Origin of the sequence: uncultured Ruegeria sp. (genome assembly GCF_947489545.1) — a bacterium.
Lineage (GTDB): Bacteria > Pseudomonadota > Alphaproteobacteria > Rhodobacterales > Rhodobacteraceae > Ruegeria.
The window spans coordinates 38,341-53,739 of the sequence record NZ_CANLDZ010000020.1 but is presented as its reverse complement, the minus strand read 5'-3'; the positions used below and the strand labels follow the sequence as shown (position 1 = coordinate 53,739).

13 protein-coding genes and 1 pseudogene are annotated in these 15,399 nt (G+C 56.3%); 8 read left to right on the top strand and 6 right to left on the bottom strand.

Features of this window, described 5'->3' with window-relative positions; translation table 11 throughout:
• Positions 1–23 precede the first annotated feature (23 nt).
• The gene (locus Q1B13_RS21650; RefSeq protein ID WP_299083775.1) at positions 24–899 is read left to right on the top strand and encodes a LysR family transcriptional regulator; all 876 of its coding nucleotides are present in this window, start codon (positions 24–26) and stop codon (positions 897–899) included.
• Between the two features lie 503 nt (positions 900–1,402).
• A complete protein-coding gene (locus tag Q1B13_RS21645; protein WP_299083777.1) occupies positions 1,403–2,815 on the top strand; it encodes a S8 family serine peptidase in 1,413 nt (470 codons plus the stop codon).
• Here the strand turns inward: Q1B13_RS21645 and Q1B13_RS21640 are convergent.
• Positions 2,812–3,555 (bottom strand): anti-sigma factor, encoded by a 744-nt coding sequence (locus Q1B13_RS21640; protein ID WP_299083780.1) that lies wholly within the window; start codon positions 3,553–3,555, stop codon positions 2,812–2,814. The genes Q1B13_RS21645 and Q1B13_RS21640 overlap by 4 nt on opposite strands.
• Entirely contained in the window at positions 3,552–4,058 is a 507-nt protein-coding gene (locus Q1B13_RS21635; protein WP_298934741.1) for an RNA polymerase sigma factor, read from the bottom strand. Before Q1B13_RS21635 ends, Q1B13_RS21640 begins: the two co-directional genes overlap by 4 nt.
• 228 nt (positions 4,059–4,286) lie before the next feature.
• Here Q1B13_RS21635 and Q1B13_RS21630 point away from each other — a divergent pair, with 228 nt between their 5' ends.
• From Q1B13_RS21630 to Q1B13_RS21620, 3 genes are read left to right on the top strand one after another with little or no spacing between them, the layout of a single operon-like run.
• Positions 4,287–5,102 carry an alpha/beta hydrolase gene (locus Q1B13_RS21630; RefSeq protein WP_299083783.1) on the top strand — a complete coding sequence of 272 codons (816 nt, stop codon included), beginning with the start codon at positions 4,287–4,289 and terminating at the stop codon, positions 5,100–5,102.
• A gap of 26 nt (positions 5,103–5,128) precedes the next feature.
• A complete protein-coding gene (locus Q1B13_RS21625) occupies positions 5,129–6,175 on the top strand; it encodes a DUF1611 domain-containing protein (protein WP_299083785.1) in 1,047 nt (348 codons plus the stop codon).
• Positions 6,172–7,677 carry an ABC transporter ATP-binding protein gene (locus Q1B13_RS21620; protein ID WP_299083787.1) on the top strand — a complete coding sequence of 502 codons (1,506 nt, stop codon included), beginning with the start codon at positions 6,172–6,174 and terminating at the stop codon, positions 7,675–7,677. The genes Q1B13_RS21625 and Q1B13_RS21620 overlap by 4 nt, the downstream gene beginning before the upstream one ends.
• Before the next feature lie 164 nt (positions 7,678–7,841).
• Here Q1B13_RS21620 and Q1B13_RS21615 read toward each other — a convergent pair.
• The 4 genes and pseudogenes from Q1B13_RS21615 to Q1B13_RS21600 all read right to left on the bottom strand — a co-directional run.
• A pseudogene (locus Q1B13_RS21615) lies at positions 7,842–7,976 on the bottom strand (IS6 family transposase); the annotation flags it as partial.
• 106 nt (positions 7,977–8,082) lie between these two features.
• Positions 8,083–9,015: a M23 family metallopeptidase gene (locus Q1B13_RS21610; RefSeq protein WP_298934737.1), complete on the bottom strand. Its 933-nt coding sequence runs from the start codon at positions 9,013–9,015 to the stop codon at positions 8,083–8,085.
• 15 nt (positions 9,016–9,030) lie between these two features.
• Entirely contained in the window at positions 9,031–9,369 is a 339-nt protein-coding gene (locus Q1B13_RS21605; RefSeq protein ID WP_298934736.1) for an STAS domain-containing protein, read from the bottom strand.
• 134 nt (positions 9,370–9,503) lie between these two features.
• Positions 9,504–10,634 (bottom strand): hypothetical protein, encoded by a 1,131-nt coding sequence (locus tag Q1B13_RS21600; RefSeq protein WP_299083791.1) that lies wholly within the window; start codon positions 10,632–10,634, stop codon positions 9,504–9,506.
• A gap of 92 nt (positions 10,635–10,726) precedes the next feature.
• Between Q1B13_RS21600 and Q1B13_RS21595 the strand changes: the two genes are divergently transcribed.
• From Q1B13_RS21595 to Q1B13_RS21585, 3 genes are read left to right on the top strand one after another with little or no spacing between them, the layout of a single operon-like run.
• Positions 10,727–11,794, top strand: coding sequence for a hypothetical protein (locus Q1B13_RS21595; RefSeq protein WP_299083793.1), 1,068 nt, complete (start codon positions 10,727–10,729; stop codon positions 11,792–11,794).
• A 42-nt stretch (positions 11,795–11,836) separates the two neighbouring features.
• On the top strand, positions 11,837–13,090 hold the full coding sequence (locus Q1B13_RS21590; RefSeq protein ID WP_299083795.1) for an NHLP bacteriocin system secretion protein: 1,254 nt from the start codon (positions 11,837–11,839) through the stop codon (positions 13,088–13,090).
• Positions 13,091–13,149: 59 nt separating this feature from the next.
• A complete protein-coding gene (locus tag Q1B13_RS21585; protein ID WP_298934732.1) occupies positions 13,150–15,387 on the top strand; it encodes an NHLP family bacteriocin export ABC transporter peptidase/permease/ATPase subunit in 2,238 nt (745 codons plus the stop codon).
• Positions 15,388–15,399: the final 12 nt, after the last annotated feature.

The following is a 15,399-nucleotide window of genomic DNA, read 5'->3' as shown; positions in this document are numbered from 1 at the left end:
TTTGCCGTATCAGGGGAGCCGCCATGAATCCAAATTTAGAGAGTGATCTTTTGCGCACTCTTACCGCCATCGCTGAAACCGGGAACTTCACGCGCGCAGCAGAGGCCGTTGGCCGAACTCAATCGGCGGTGAGTGTTCAGATGAAGAAGCTGGAAGACATAGTTGGTGAGCGCCTGTTCGAGCGTGGCCCACGGGGTGTGACGCTTACACCTCCGGGAGAACAGCTTGTAACGGATGCAAGACGAATACTCTCTCTTCTCGATCAGGCAGCTGTTTCACTGCATTCTGATCCCCTTGATGGGTTCGTCAGGATTGGCATTCCGGAAGAATATGGCGGGACAGTATTGCCCCATGTCCTGTCACGATTTTCAAAGAAGCATCCGTTAGTCGAAGTAACCGTTCGCTGCGCAGCGTCATCGGAATTGAAGGCGGAACTGGACAAGGGTGAACTTGATCTCGTCGTCGTCCATGAGGAAGCAGGCAGAATTGGCGGTGAGGTTCTTTTGAACGATCCGGTGGTTTGGGTTACATCGGACAAGCACTTTCAACACGAATGTGTTCCGATGCCTGTTGCTTTGTGTGATCGGGGATGCTGGTGGAGGGAATGGGCAATTGCGAGCCTCGATCAGCGTCAAAAGGACTACCGGATAGCCTATGTAAGCGGGAGCACGTTTGGCTTACAAGCCGCAGTCTCATCCGGCATTGCCGTGGCGGTTTTGGCGCAAAGCCAAGTCCCGCCGGATTGCCGCGTGCTGACACCGGAAGAGGGATTCCAATATCTTCATGGGACAAATATGGTTCTCAGGCAGAGAGTTCAGAGCAAATGCAGCACAAAAACAGGAATGGCACAGGCAATCCGTGAGGCTTTTCAAAAACCTGAACTTGCAGATGCCGTTTGATTGCGGGGATTTCGACAAGCTAAGCTGGCTTTGGCCATAACCCCAAAACACACACCGTGGGATGAATGATGGCCATGCGGTGTTCGCCTCAGGCCAAATGCCAATGGAGATCCAACCACTTAACCAACCCGCTGGTCACAATCTGTCCGAGTTTAGAGCCGTCTTGGCTCATTCGTTGGAAAATCTAGCAGCTGCCCCATCCGCAATGCGTCGTCCGACGTTTTGATTTCAACGCTGGTACCAATATCTCAGTCGCTACAACGCTGCCCATCTCTTGACCAGCGTAAGCGAGAATTGCCGCCATTCGCATTTCACCCCATGAACCGAGCAGCCAAGGCGTAATCAACCGGGCTAATGTCTCCTTAGCGACCTCGTGTTGATCCAGAAGACTCCATATCAGGGACATGATATCCACCTGAGTGTTTTAAGAGTCTAATATGGAATAAGTCACCCTCTACATCGTTGTCTTTCCGAAACATGTATAATCGGAGTTGGAAGTCGATATGAGAATGCCAACGATAAAACTCTTCCAGGTTTTAATAGTCGCCAGCCTTTTGATCCCTTTGCAACTGGCACTGCCTATGGAGTGGCAAGCCTCGCTGGTTTTTGCCGCCTGGGCTGATGATGACGACGATGGGGATGACAGAGACGATGGGGATGATGATGACGATGACGACCAAATGGGCCAGAGCACTGGTGGCTCGGGAAATGGCCGGGCCTCTTCGTGGAAAAATCCGCTCGGATCGCTGCTGCGGCGGCTGACCGACACACCGCAACCGGCAGAACCAGCACCACCTCCTGCGCGCGTTGTGCTTCCGTCACGCGCACCCGCAGAAGTCGTGGTATCAGATGCGTCCACCGAAGACATCGAACAGCTACTATCAGAAGGATTTGTGGTTTTAGCGACGGAAAACTTAGGGGCGTTCAATCAGGTTCTTACACGTTTGACGACGCCAACGGACCTGACATTGGAGGCCGCTCGGGACCGGGTCAGAGCCCTACCGTCGGTCAGCACCGCAGATTTCAATCACTATTATAGGTTTGAACAAGGCGAAACAAACGTGGCCGTTTCAGCGCCCTGTCTTCACGAAAACTGCGCCGCCTGGGACATTATCCAGTGGCCAGACATCACAAGGGCCAGCGATACGTGTTCCGTTCGCGTTCCCGTGGGCATGATTGATACCGGAATTAATTCGGATCATGAGATCATGGCTGCAGCGCAGCTGGATTTGATTAAGCTTTCCGACCAATCTCTTGAACCGTCTAAGGCGATCCATGGCACCGCGGTTGCATCCCTGATGATTGGCAATCCAAACAGCCGGGTTCCCGGTTTGATTCATGATGCCAAGATCATTGCGGTTGATGTCTTTTCCCGCAGGGGTTCGGATGATCGGGCCGATCTGGTTTCGCTGTTGCGCGGCCTTGATGCGTTGAAAGCCCGTGGTGTACGCGTGATCAATCTTTCTCTGTCCGGTCCGGAGAACAGCTTGCTTGAAGAGGCTGTCAATCAGTTGGTACAGCAAGATGGAATTGTTCTGGTTGCAGCCGCGGGCAACGCTGGACCATCGGGCAAACCGGCCTTTCCCGCCGCTTATGAACCTGTGCTGGCCGTTACTGCCGTGGACGCCCGGGCACGCATTTACCGTCAGGCGCAGCGTGGGGCACATATCGATTTGACGGCACCCGGCGTGAATATGTTATCGGCCACGTCGATACGCGGTGCACGTCTCAAATCAGGCACGTCTTTCGCGGTCCCTTTTGTTACCGCGGCGGTGGCTCTTTTGCTGTCACAGGACGAAACCCTGTCCCCTGAACAGGTGCGCGAATTCTTGAGGCAATCGGCCCGAGACCTGGGCTCGCCCGGCGTGGATGAGGTTTTTGGGGCTGGCCTGCTGAACGCAGCATCGCTGTGCTAAGGCCGCCAGCCCTGTGCAATCAAATCCGCTTCTTCCGAGGGAGCGAGCGCCTCGCCTGCCCCCAACCGGTCGAGAAATGGCATGAGCCCCTGCATCTCGGCCCCGCTTGCGGTCACAAAACCATCTTCGGTTCCAGACGCCGCAAGTGGTTCTGACAGGGTGACTTCGACCACCCATGTGTCAGAGGCGATGCAGGCAATGCCAAGCTCAATACGCTGATCTGGGCGGTTGATGATCTCGAATTCGCGGCAAAAACCATCCGCCGTCGGAAGCGTGGCAAGGATCATGAATTCCTGATTCACACCAGTTTTTTCGGGAACCCCCGAGGGCAAACGGCGCAAAGCCGATGCCAGGCCTGAGCCACTTTCAACTGGACCAACTGCCAGGTTTGGCGCGGCACTCGGTACTAGCAGATGGGACCCCGTCACCGCCACAAAGGCCAATGTGGCTGCAACAGCCGCCCCGATCCAGACGCGCGGACGCGCGCGAAACGGCAAGATTTGGGCCGATTTTGTTTCGCCCAATAAAGTGTCTTTAACGGCCTGAGGGATAGGTTCATCCAACGGCTCAGCAAAGGCTTCGGACAGCGCTTCGTTAGCGGCCATAAGGTTGTCGACATAGGACTGATCCTGCGGATGATCCGCCAGATGCAAGACGACCGCTGCGGCCTCTTCCGGCGACAACTCTCCATCGGCAAACGCGGCGAGGCGGGACTTGTCTAACACGGTTTCAGCACTCATTGCATCGGTCCTTTCGACATCCCCAATTGCGGTAGCAAAGCGTCCCTGGCCCGCGACAAACGGCTCATGACAGTGCCGACTGGCACCTCAAGCACATCGGCGGTTTCTTTGTAACTCAAACCTTCAATCGCCACGAGTGACAGAACGAGACGCTGCTTTTCGGGCAACGCCCCCATGGCAACCCGCGCCATGTCCAGCATCATCCTATCCTCAGGCAAACGCGCTGCCCGCCCCTCATCAGACAAACTGGCGGCCTCCGGATCCAACGCGGTCCCGCGGGTTTTGGCGCGCCTGCGATCATCAATCCAAAGTGTTTGGATAATTCGGTACATCCAACTGTCCATACGCGTCCCTTCACGGAACTGGTCGACGTTTTTCAACGCTTTCACACAAGCTGACTGCACCAGATCATCTGCGTCCGGTTTGTTGCCTGTCAGTGTCAGTGCAAACCGACGCAGTTTTGGCACCAGCGCGACCAGGTCTTTTCGAAACCGGTCTGTCATGCAGTCACTCCTGTCTCATGTCGTGTCCCCCGACAACGGATCAGGACAGAGTTTATTCCAAAAGATCGGAAACATAAAAATCTACCGCGGGATGGCCAACAGACGCTCGATACAGAGACTGGCTTATGTGCCGCCCTGTAACCACCCTTGCTCCGCGCCTTTAAAAATTTTGGAATAGACCGCCGCCTGAGCCGTTGTACCAGCAAGACAGCAATCAGGAGTTCAAGGATGCTCGATACCGCTATGGATGTCATGCCCGTTTCAAGACCGATGTCAGTGACCAGAGTCTCAGTTTGGTCAGGACGCCGCCAGCTACACGCCGAAATCCGCGTCCCTAATACATGTTCCCCGGATATGCCACCTCTGGTGGCGCTGCACGGAATATCCCGCGACGCCGCAGGGGTTGCCGGGGCATTTTCAGAGCCATGTGCGAGTAAAGGCCAGGTTCTGATTACTCCATTGTTCACGAGAGAGAACTGGTCGCATTTTCAACGGATCGGCGGTTACCGCCCGGATCGTGCGCTTCTTGCCCTGCTCGCCCTGGTGAAGCAGATGGGATTGGCAAGAACAGACAAGGTTGAGATGTTCGGCTATTCCGGCGGCGCACAGCTCGCACACCGGTTTGCAATGCTGTACCCGCAGCGGGTGGCGGCCCTGCACCTCGCTGCTGCTGGCTGGTATTGCCTGCCTGATTTGACGCAGCCATTTCCGATGGGGCTGGCCCCGTCAGAAACGGATCTGAAAACAAACATTCCGGCTTTGGCGCACAATCAACTGAGGCACTTTCTTGCCCTGAAACTGCGGGTCTACGTCGGTGCCGAAGATCATCACCGGGATGAAGCCTTACGCAAAGAGCCGTGCATCGATGATGTTCAGGGACGCCACCGGTTGGCGCGTGCGCGTTACTACTGCAAAGCAGTTCGCGCCGCGGCTGATGCGCGCGGTGTCACGGCTGACCTGTCGCTGTGTGAACTTCCGGGATGTGCCCACAGCTTTTCAGACTGCGCGGCAGTGGGGTTAACCGGACTGGTGTGTGGCGATTAAAACGTTTTACTTACAGGAGTTTAACTATGAAAAACTGCAGTTTCAAAACCGCGAAATGGTGCTTTGCAACACGCCGCATTGATCCGAATCTTGCTGGCGGATTGTGCCATGATTTCTCGCAGACAAAACCGGGTGATCTTATCCTCGGTCGTGTAAAGTCGATCGGCAACCACAGGCGCATCCAGCTGCCTGAGGGGCGCCCCTCGACCCTGTACCCAGGCGATCTGGTCGTTCTGCCGTGCGGAGCCCGGTATGCCCCCGATCAGTTTGAAGGCTTTGCCGAGATTGATGAACAATGTAGCGACATGCTTGCTGGTGGTGGGTGTATCGGGCGGATGGTGCAGCGCAATGAGCGCATCAAACCCCCTACGCGTATTCAACCTTTGGGGCGTATCACATCCAAGGACGGAACCGTTCTAAACACCCGTGATTTCGCTTTGGCCAAACCGACCACAACCAGCCAAATCCCGGTCATCTGTGTCGTTGGCACCTCGATGAACTCAGGCAAGACAACCGCAACGGCGGCGCTTGCCCATGGGCTGACAAAGGCGGGTTGGCAGGCTGCGGTACTAAAAGGGACAGGCACGGGCGCATTTGGCGACTACAATGCCTACACCGATACTGGCGCATCTTATGTCGCTGATTTTACCGATGCGGGCATGGTCACCACCTATAAGGAGCCCTTGCACAGGATCGTTGAAGGCATAGACACATTGCTAAGCGAGGCTGAGACCCGCGATTGCAACATCGCAGTGATGGAGCTGGCAGATGGCATTTTCCAACAGGAAACGGCCGCCATTCTGGCGACACCCTCAGCACGCAGCAGGTTCTCAAAATATCTATTCGCATGTTCAGATGCCGTTGCGGCTGCGGGCGGCGTCGCTGAACTGGATCGCAACGGGATCCGTCCAATTGCTTTGACTGGGATGCTGTCATGCTCGCCCATGGCCGTGAACGAGGCCCAAATCGCGACGGGTGTTCAAGTGCTGACAAAGGGTCAGCTGCTTGATCCGGCTTATGCCAACACACTGGCGGCACGTACCCTGATGGGTCGATCCGCCCTGGCGGCATGAACCCCCCCGCACTTTTTGTTGGTTTAAGACGCCGCCTGCTAGGATGGGTCCTGATTTCGACCCTTCTGCAGGCGGTGGCTTTCGTGACGGTCGCCGTGGCAACGCGCAGGGTTTTTGTGGCGCTGCATGCCGGGTCGGGACTACCCGTAGCAGAGATAGCATTGGTTGGCGCCGCGGGAGCTTGCGCGGCTGTGATGCAGCTGACCATTCGGGTACTCGCTGAACACTTGGGGCAGGACTTTGCCAAAGACATTCGCCTGACCTTGTTCGATCACGCCAGTCGGAGCGACCAGAACGAACTGAACCAAAAGCGCTTAGGCTATCACGTTCTGCGGTTCACAGGCGATCTGACTGCACTGAAAGGCTGGCCCAGCCTTGGATTGCCCCGATTGGTGCAGGCCTCGGTTCTGTTGCCCGTATCCACCGCCGTTCTGATCTACCTGGACAAGCAATTTGCATGGGCGGCGGTCTGTGCCCTTCTGCCCACAGCGATTTGGGTACCTCTGTCACAACGCAGGTTGGTGCGTGCACATCGGACGTTGCGCCAGCGCCGCGCGAGGCTTGCCGCAGATGTCACCGAACGCCTGCCGATTGCACCCCGACTAGCAGCATTGGGGCGCCGGAGGACTGAGTCAAAATTGCTATCTCGCCGCGCAACCCAGGTCGTCGAGACCGCCCGAGGCTTGTATGGCCTCATTGAGGTCCGAAAAGCTGTCCCAGAGGTGTCGGCAGCCGTCGCGGCCAGCCTGATCATGTGGATTGGCGCGCTTGAAGGCATGCCAGCCGGGACAATTGCGGCCGCTCTGGCAACGCTGGGGCTGATGATCAGACCATTGCGCAATGCGATGGCGTCCGGCGATCAGGCAGCAAGGTTTCACATTGCTCACAACAAACTTATCCGCGCCCTACAGCGTCCTTTGTCTACACGAACGAACTCCAAAAGCCGCCTGCGTCGGAAACCAGTCTCAGTAGAAGTCACGTCTCATCACGGACCTGCTCTGAAGTTGGCTCCGGGGCAGACCGAGGCTGTGTCCAAGACACTGATGGATCAAATCGAAACCGCTTTTACAGGCAATTCCAAACTCGTGGATGTTAAGCTCAAACTAGACGGAAAGGACATTTCCAACCTATCGCCGGGCAGCCTGCGCCGCTGTGTGGGGATTGTCACCGAACGGCCATTGATCCTGAAGGGAAGTATGCGCCGTGCAGTGACCTTGGGCTTGCGGACAAGACCATCAGATGATCAGATCCTACAAGCCGCCCGCGATACAGGATTGATGAACGTTATCAATGATATCGGGGGGCTAAGTTCCAAGCTGTCAGAGCGCGGCGCCAACCTTTTAGCAGATCAGAGGCTGGCCATCTCATGCCTGCACCTTATGCTGCAAAAGCCGGGCGTCATACTTGTACGCAGTGCGCCCCCTGTCAGTGTGCGTGCATCCACTATATGGAAAACAGCGACCAAACTCGTAACACTCCCCTATCCGTCAGGGAAATCATGAACTGGCTTTCGACTTGATATACCCAACAGTCATTCACTCACTGACCTTAACAACGTCAATGGTCACAAGTCTGCGTCAAAACCACGTTGTTGCGTAGATCGCGGATGGTCTGAGCGATCCTTCGATGCGGGTATTCGACACCTAATGGGCTCGATGATCGACGCCCGGATCGTCTCACAACTCACCATGATCGCTTGCTCGGCAAGCAGATCCTCGTCGTTGCGCAGACTGAGCGCAAGGCGATGGGAAGGCCAGACCGCATTGGAAATGATGGATCTTAGAAAACGATAGCCCGTCAGACGAGGCTAGCGAATTTGGCTGATCATCGTTCGGGCTAGGGGCATTTGGGATTGTGGCCAACACCTTGACGATCCCCAGGATCAGCTTGGCAATGCCTACCTGACTCTAAGCCGGAATAGTGAAAACTCGATTGCGCCTCAACGCGCTCACGCCCTGGAACCTGATCGGTATCGGCTCACCGCTCAGGGGGTTACCAGATCCGTCAGGCCGATGCGCATGAATATGCAGATGCGGATCCGAGGAGTTTCCCGAATTGCCAATTTCACCCACTAGCTGGCCGATCTTGACCACATCCCCCCTCGCAACCGAAACGCTGCCTTTGCGAAGATGTGCCAGACAAACCTCGACCATGCCAATTTCGGGATCGTCATACTGAATGCAGACATGGTTTCCCAACGGGCCGGTTCGATCCGAAGCTCCCAGCGCTTGGTCGTCGGCGCCGTCGCTCGCGGCACTGACTTGCCCTGTGACCGGTGATAACAGTGGATGCCCATATATCCAGAAATCATCCACACCTCGCGGCCAGACCCTGCGCGTCTGCAGACCGAGCAGCCCCGCAGCCACAATGTCGACCCCGTATGACTGGCCACGAAGATCTGGAACATTCAAGCATTTCAGGTGATGGTTCAAAAATCGGCTGGCTCCACCTTGTATGACCAGAAATCGGCCATCTGATACCGGGCTGTGCAAATGCAATTCGGCCACCTCGGCAAGTCGCTGGCGTTTCACAAGAAAGCAAAACACACCAATTGGCAGGCCGATCAACAGCCCTACAAAAGCGTCAGACCACGTGCCAACCGGCAAGTCGGGTTGTGCAAAAATGGCCATTGCCATGGCGACCCCGCTGACCAGCATGATCCACCTGTCCCATGGCGGCGTGCGCGGCAGCATGATCTGGAAGAACAGGCAAAACACGGCAAAGATCAAAACACCGGACATCTGCTCGGCCAAGCTTGATGCAAGGGTGACTTGAACCGCCATCAGCGGAGGCAGAGCAGCGTTCGACAGTGCTGCCAGAAGTGGGCGCGGGATATACATCGCCGCGCAAACCCTCTAATTGCTGACTTGGCCCACACCGTCTTCGAGGCTGTCGGCAATCGACAGAATGCGATCAAACCCGCTCATTTTGAAGACGTTGCGAATATTGTCATTCATCGCACAGAGGATCATCTCCGCAGCAGTTCCCTTGACTTTTTTTGCGCCCATCAGGAATACTCTCAGCCCCGCACTGCTTACGAAATCAACGGCTGTCATATCCACGAGCGTCGACGTCGCCGCCCCGTCAAGCTGGGCGATAAGTGCGCCTTCGAACTGAGGGGCGGTTGAACTGTCGATACGGCCAGTAACAACCAGCTGCGCGTAGCCGTCATGCTGGATGACATTAATCTCCATCGGTCGCTCCCATGTAGCCTAATGGCTTTAACTGCTCTTGTTGGTTCGCGCTAAACTGGCAGGCTAACCAGCCAAAAGTCAATTGATGCCACCACGCGACGCCGCAAAAAATCTCCGTACGCTTCGGTCGGCCGTCAGGAAACGCACGCCCAGTCGAGGCCTTGGATGAAACGGTGTTCTATGTCGTCTGCTGCGAAATCTTCGAAGCACAATGCTGAAAGAGCAAGCAAAACCTTCCCGAGATCTGGCGAAGCGCCCAGTCGCGGTACGACATGATCCTGATGCAACCTTTCCATCACTGAAGCCGCATGGGCAAGCAGTCTCAGCATGCCGCGTTCGGCAGCGGGCGTGAGATTCTGGTCAAGGTATATTCGGGCGCGGGCCTTAGGCTGAAGCGCGCGGTCTGGTGTCAGACCGATCATAGTCAGAAACAACTCTGCATCGAACTGACCGGTCGCGGCGACAAGACCAGCATAGTCAGCCAACAACTCGTCATACAGGTCGTTGCGCATTTGCCCGCAAACACGCCGAGTGAAGTAATGAGCGCATTCATGTTCCAGCCGGATCACCCGTGATAACTCCAGGACCTTTTCCTGACCACCGGGCAAATCATCGGCGGTCACGTTGCTGTAGGTTCCGCGCGACAGGATTATGAACCGATCCTGATATAGAGGTTTATTGGGCACAATCTCTGCCCGGAAATACGCTGTCCAATCAAACTCGGAGTTGCCGTCGGCAAGCCAATCTGCCCTGAGCCGCGCTATTCGGTCCCAGTTGTTGAACCCTGACACCATAGCCGCCCCCATACTGCTGGGCACAGCAACGGGTTCGCTGCGATACAAGAATGCGCGCAGGAGAGCTTCAAAATCTGATCGCGTAGCAGGCTCGAGAACGGGTATTCGCCCGGCCGCTGTCTGATGTAGCGTCACCTTCAAAGCCTGTGGCGCTTCCAATTGCAAACCCTCGCCGGGGTCTGGTGCCAAAGACAGGTCCCCCCGTTTGGTCGCGGCCAGATAGGCGGGGTTCTGACCTTGCATATCTGAAATCTCGAAGCGCAGCTGTGGGAGCGACGTCGACAATTTCAACCAGATGTCCGGGCTGCTCGCGTAACTATCCCATGTTTCCACAAAGGGTTCGTCCGGCAATGGGAAATCCGGAGCCTTGTTCGGGCCTTCAAACGGCGGCGAAAGCGTCGCCAGAAGGCACTCCGCATCTGCGCCTGTTACACCTGCGACGCGCAACGCATTGGGTGCTTGCTCAAGCATCGTAAATCACCTTTACTTCCCAGTACATTGAGGGTGCGGTTACGTTGAAGACACGGCGCCACCTGGTATTCTTAGCAAGCTCAGAAGGTCCCATGTCAAGACTCTTACTGCACATAGGCCACTCCAAGACGGGCACCAGTTTTCTACAGGCACTTCTGAGGGAAAATCGATCTGTGTTGGCACGGCACGGCTATGATTACCCGCCGCCTTCTTGGCAGGAGAACGAAGAAGACAACGCGGAAATCGGTCAGGGCAATGGCCTCGTGGCGGCGCAAACCCCGAAGGCGATGCAGGCATTACTGCTAGACCGCCCCCGCCCCGACCGAGGGCTGATCCTGTCGAGCGAAGAGTTCTTTCCACAACTCGCAACAGCCTCGGATCCGGAGCGTCTGGGGCAGCTGGCCATCGAAGCTGGTTATGACAAAGTTTCCATTTTGCTTGCGATCCGAGACCCTGTTTCGCACGCGGCGTCGCTTTGGATGCAATATGTGAAACGCGCAGGCGGGACGGCCCCGTTAGAGCGTTTCTTTGAACTTTACACCGTACCCGATCTCGTACTGCGATTTCTGGACGCTTATGACGATCAACTGAATGTATCGATCAAATTGTTCAACTACAGCCGCCACAAGGCGCATCTTACAGACCGCCTGGCAGATTGGCTTGGCCTAGAGGCACAAGACCTCAATGCTCCAAGGGCCCCAAGAATCAATCGGGGCCTGACCCGCGCGGAAACGGAGTTACAACTGGCACTGAATACAGAAATCGGCCGGCGCGGCCGCATCCTCTCAGACGCGCTCTGCAGTGCGTTGCCAGAAGTCACTGCACACGCGGCCTACCCCGCAAAATGCGTCCAGGCCGCGATGCTGGACAGGCTGTCTCCAACTCTGGGACGACTAAATTCGCGCCTTGAACCGGACGAGCGCTATCAAGATACCTTGCACGAGCCGATGACGCTGCTCCCCCAAAATGAGACAAATTTCCTTTCACAACATCAACTTAGAGTTGTGGGCTCGGTATTAGGCCATGAGATCAGGAACCTCTTGAAGTCAAAAGTCGATAGCGCCCGCGAAACGCTTTATGAATCTCTTGACGGAACGGTTTTCACCGCAGAGAATTCAATCAAAGGGTCAACCGAACCGGAGCGTGGCGGACAACCGTAGGAAATCCGGAAAAGGGCCCGCAAAAACACCGGGACGTGAGCGATGAGCAAGAATATCTTCCGCAAAAGTGCGATGGACCGGCTTGCCTCTCCAGAGCAGCTCGACAGGTTGGTTCCGGTAACGGACAGCAAAGCGTGGCTCGCCATGTTGATGCTAATGTCCATGCTCGCCGCGGCCGTCGTCTGGAGTTTTCTAGGCTCACTGCCCTCCCGCGTAAAAGGTGATGGCATCCTGATCATCGAAGGCGGACGCGTCTTTGATGCTGTGGCGCAGGCCGACGGTATCGTTGAAAGGTTGGAGGTCTCTATCGACGATCTCGTCGAAAAGGATCAGATCGTTGCGCGCCTTTCCCAGCGGGATCTGCAGATCGAGTTGGACAACACGATTGCGACCGTCGATGAGGCAAAGAGTGAGCTGAATCGAGTTCAGTCAGATGTGGAACGGCAGTCAGAGTTGCAGAACGATGCACTACAAGAGCAGATAGACGCCACCAATGAGCGGGTGACAGTCGCCGAGGTGCGATTGAAAAATGCGCGCGAACGTCTGGAAGAATTCGAAGATCTTTTAGAACGCGGTCGTGCCACAAATGACGCCGTTCTTGAACGCCAACTCGCCGTTGACTCCATCCTCAAGGAACTGGGCGAGCTGCGGCAGGTATTGTCCGACATAGAAGTGCGCCGTTTCGACGCCTTGGCAAGCAATAACGATCGGATTGAGCAGGCGCAGCAGCGTGTCGCCGAAGCCGAACGCCGGCAAACCGCGATCGAAAGCCAGTTACAGCGCGGCTCGGTCATCATTGCCCCTGCTGCCGGTCGCGTAACTGAATTGCAGGCCACGGCCGGTCAGCTTCTAGGCCGCGGCGAGGCCGCGCTGTCATTTGAAACCCTCGGCGACAGCCTTGAGCTGGTTTTGTATGTCGGTCCATCCGACGGCAAATCGGTAGAACCAGGTATGCAGGTTCAGATTTCGCCGCTGACAGCAGCCCGTGAGGAATATGGCACCATTCGTGGACAAGTCACAGAGGTGTCCGGCTTCCCGTCGACCGTCGATGGCATGATGGCGGTGCTGCGCAACAGCGAGCTTGTGCGGCAGTTTTCCGCCTCGGGCCCGCCTTACAGGGCGATCGTGCGACTCGACCGGGATCCGAATTCAGTTTCTGGCTATGCCTGGACATCTGACAGAGGTGCCGGGCTTGAACTGCGCTCTGGCACACTGACCGAAGGGGAAGTGACCGTACGCACCCAGCGCCCCATTGAGATGGTAATCCCATTGCTGCGTGAATGGACAGGCCTCTGATGTATCCCACCAAACCTTCTCGCGCTGCACTCTGTCTTCTGCAAAAGGCTTGATCTGACGTGTTTTCCGGTTCCCAATCCAACGCCTCAGACGATCAGAGCGCTGACAAGGAATTGCTCGCCTTCAAGGAAGCAGCTCGCAAAAAGGGACGCAGAAAGTCTGTCCCGACCGTGCTTCAGATGGAAGCCGTAGAATGTGGCGCCGCCGCTCTGGCAATGATCCTGCGCTACTATGGGCGCTATGTCCCGCTTGAACGTTTGCGGACCGAATGCGGCGTGAGCCGTGATGGCTCGAAAGCGTCGAACGTTCTGAAGGCTGCGCGTGGGCATGGTTTGACAGCAAAGGGCTACAAATACAGTCTGCCCAAGCTACTCGACGTCAAGATGCCATGCATCGTGTTCTGGAACTTCAATCACTTTGTGGTCCTGGAAGGCATCCGGGGAAAGAAAGTTCACATCAACGACCCGGCGATGGGTCCGCGTACGCTGAGCTTTGAAGAGTTCGACGAAGGATACACGGGCGTTGTACTCGAATTCGAACCCGGGCCGGAGTTCAAAAAGGGTGGTGAGCGTCCCAAGGACCTGGCTGGTCTTTTCCGCCGTCTGAGCAGTTCAAAAACCGCCGTGACCTTCGTGCTGCTGGCCACTTTGTCGTTGGTCATCCCAGGGCTGGTCATCCCGGTCTTCTCAAAGATCTTCGTCGACGAAATCTTGATTCAGAACCTCGATAACTGGGTCATGCCTCTGCTTATCGGAATGGCACTCACCGGGCTGATGCGCGGCGCGCTGACGTGGTTGCAGCAGATTGCACTGGTGCGACTGGACACCAAGATTGCCTTGACGCAGGCATCGGCCTTTCTGTGGCACGTGTTCCGACTGCCCCAGGGTTTCTTCGACCAGCGTTTTGCCGGAGACATCCTGTCACGCGTAACGGCAAATGACCGCGTGGCCACACTGTTGTCCGGCCCGTTGGCAACCAATCTCGCCTCACTTCCGACTGTAATCTTTTATCTGGCGGTGATGTACGCCTTTGATCCGATCATGGCGATGGTTGGTGCAGGGCTTGCTCTGCTGAACGTGCTGGTCCTCAGATTGCTCAATCGGGTGCGCGAAGATGGCAGTCGTCGGCTGATGCAAGATCAGGGCAAGCTTGCGGGCACGTCCGTTGCCGGCATACAGCTTATGGAAACTCTGAAGTCATCGGGTCAAGAGGATGATTTCTTTTCCAGATGGTCTGGGTACCAGGCCAAGTATCTGGCATCCCGGCAAGAGTTTTCTTTCTTTTCGACGATCCTCGGATCGGTGCCTGTATTGGTGTCAGCCCTGATCACCGTGGCGATACTGTTTCTCGGCGGGCTTCGGGTGATGGACGGGGCGATGACCATCGGCATGCTTGTCGCGTTCCAGAGCCTGATGCGAAGCTTCACCGGCCCGATCGAGAAAATGGTCAACCTCGCAGGCAGCTTGCAGGAAATCAAAGGCGATCTTGCGCGCCTCGATGACGTTCTCAACCACGAGCTCGATCCACGGTCCGGCGTGCAGGACGAGAAAACGCCAGCCGAAGCGGCCCTCATGAAATTGAACGGACGGATCGAATTGCGCGACGTCGTCTTTGGCTACTCAAAAGCCGGCCCCCCTCTGATCAACGGGCTGTCGTTGGTGATTGAACCGGGTCAGCGCGTGGCCTTGATCGGTGGATCTGGCAGCGGAAAATCGACGGTGGCCAAGTTGATTACAGGGCTCTATGCGCCATGGAGCGGAGATATCCTGTTTGACGGCAAACCCCTTAACGAGATCCCGCAGCGAGTGTTTTCACAATCGCTTTCGACCGTGGATCAAGAGATTTTCCTGTTCGAAGGATCGTTACGCGACAACCTGTCGATGTGGGACACAATGGTGCAGGAGCGTGACATTGTGAACGCGCTACGCGATGCCGCCATTCTGGACGTCATCGAAGCACGCGCCGGACGGTATGACACACAGGTGTCGGAGATGGGTTCAAACTTTTCTGGCGGGCAACGCCAGCGCGTCGAAATCGCCCGTGCTCTTACAGTTAATCCTTCGATCCTCGTGTTGGATGAGGCGACCGCGGCGCTCGATCCGATTGTTGAAAAACAGATCGACGACAATGTCCGACGGCGCGGATGCACCAGCGTGGTTGTGGCGCATCGGCTTTCGACTGTCCGCGACAGCGACGAAATCATCGTGCTGAGCCAGGGATCGGCGGTGCAGCGCGGCATTCATGAAGAAATGATCGAACAGGACGGGCCCTATCGCAGCCTGATGCAGGCGGAATAGGAGGTTTGAGAG

Coding starts and splice junctions, on each gene's coding strand:
- Q1B13_RS21650 (WP_299083775.1), top strand. CDS start 24: ATGAATCCAAATTTAGAGAGTGATCTTTTGCGCACTCTTACCGCCATC.
- Q1B13_RS21645 (WP_299083777.1), top strand. CDS start 1,403: ATGAGAATGCCAACGATAAAACTCTTCCAGGTTTTAATAGTCGCCAGC.
- Q1B13_RS21640 (WP_299083780.1), bottom strand. CDS start 3,555: ATGAGTGCTGAAACCGTGTTAGACAAGTCCCGCCTCGCCGCGTTTGCC.
- Q1B13_RS21635 (WP_298934741.1), bottom strand. CDS start 4,058: ATGACAGACCGGTTTCGAAAAGACCTGGTCGCGCTGGTGCCAAAACTG.
- Q1B13_RS21630 (WP_299083783.1), top strand. CDS start 4,287: ATGCTCGATACCGCTATGGATGTCATGCCCGTTTCAAGACCGATGTCA.
- Q1B13_RS21625 (WP_299083785.1), top strand. CDS start 5,129: ATGAAAAACTGCAGTTTCAAAACCGCGAAATGGTGCTTTGCAACACGC.
- Q1B13_RS21620 (WP_299083787.1), top strand. CDS start 6,172: ATGAACCCCCCCGCACTTTTTGTTGGTTTAAGACGCCGCCTGCTAGGA.
- Q1B13_RS21610 (WP_298934737.1), bottom strand. CDS start 9,015: ATGTATATCCCGCGCCCACTTCTGGCAGCACTGTCGAACGCTGCTCTG.
- Q1B13_RS21605 (WP_298934736.1), bottom strand. CDS start 9,369: ATGGAGATTAATGTCATCCAGCATGACGGCTACGCGCAGCTGGTTGTT.
- Q1B13_RS21600 (WP_299083791.1), bottom strand. CDS start 10,634: ATGCTTGAGCAAGCACCCAATGCGTTGCGCGTCGCAGGTGTAACAGGC.
- Q1B13_RS21595 (WP_299083793.1), top strand. CDS start 10,727: ATGTCAAGACTCTTACTGCACATAGGCCACTCCAAGACGGGCACCAGT.
- Q1B13_RS21590 (WP_299083795.1), top strand. CDS start 11,837: ATGAGCAAGAATATCTTCCGCAAAAGTGCGATGGACCGGCTTGCCTCT.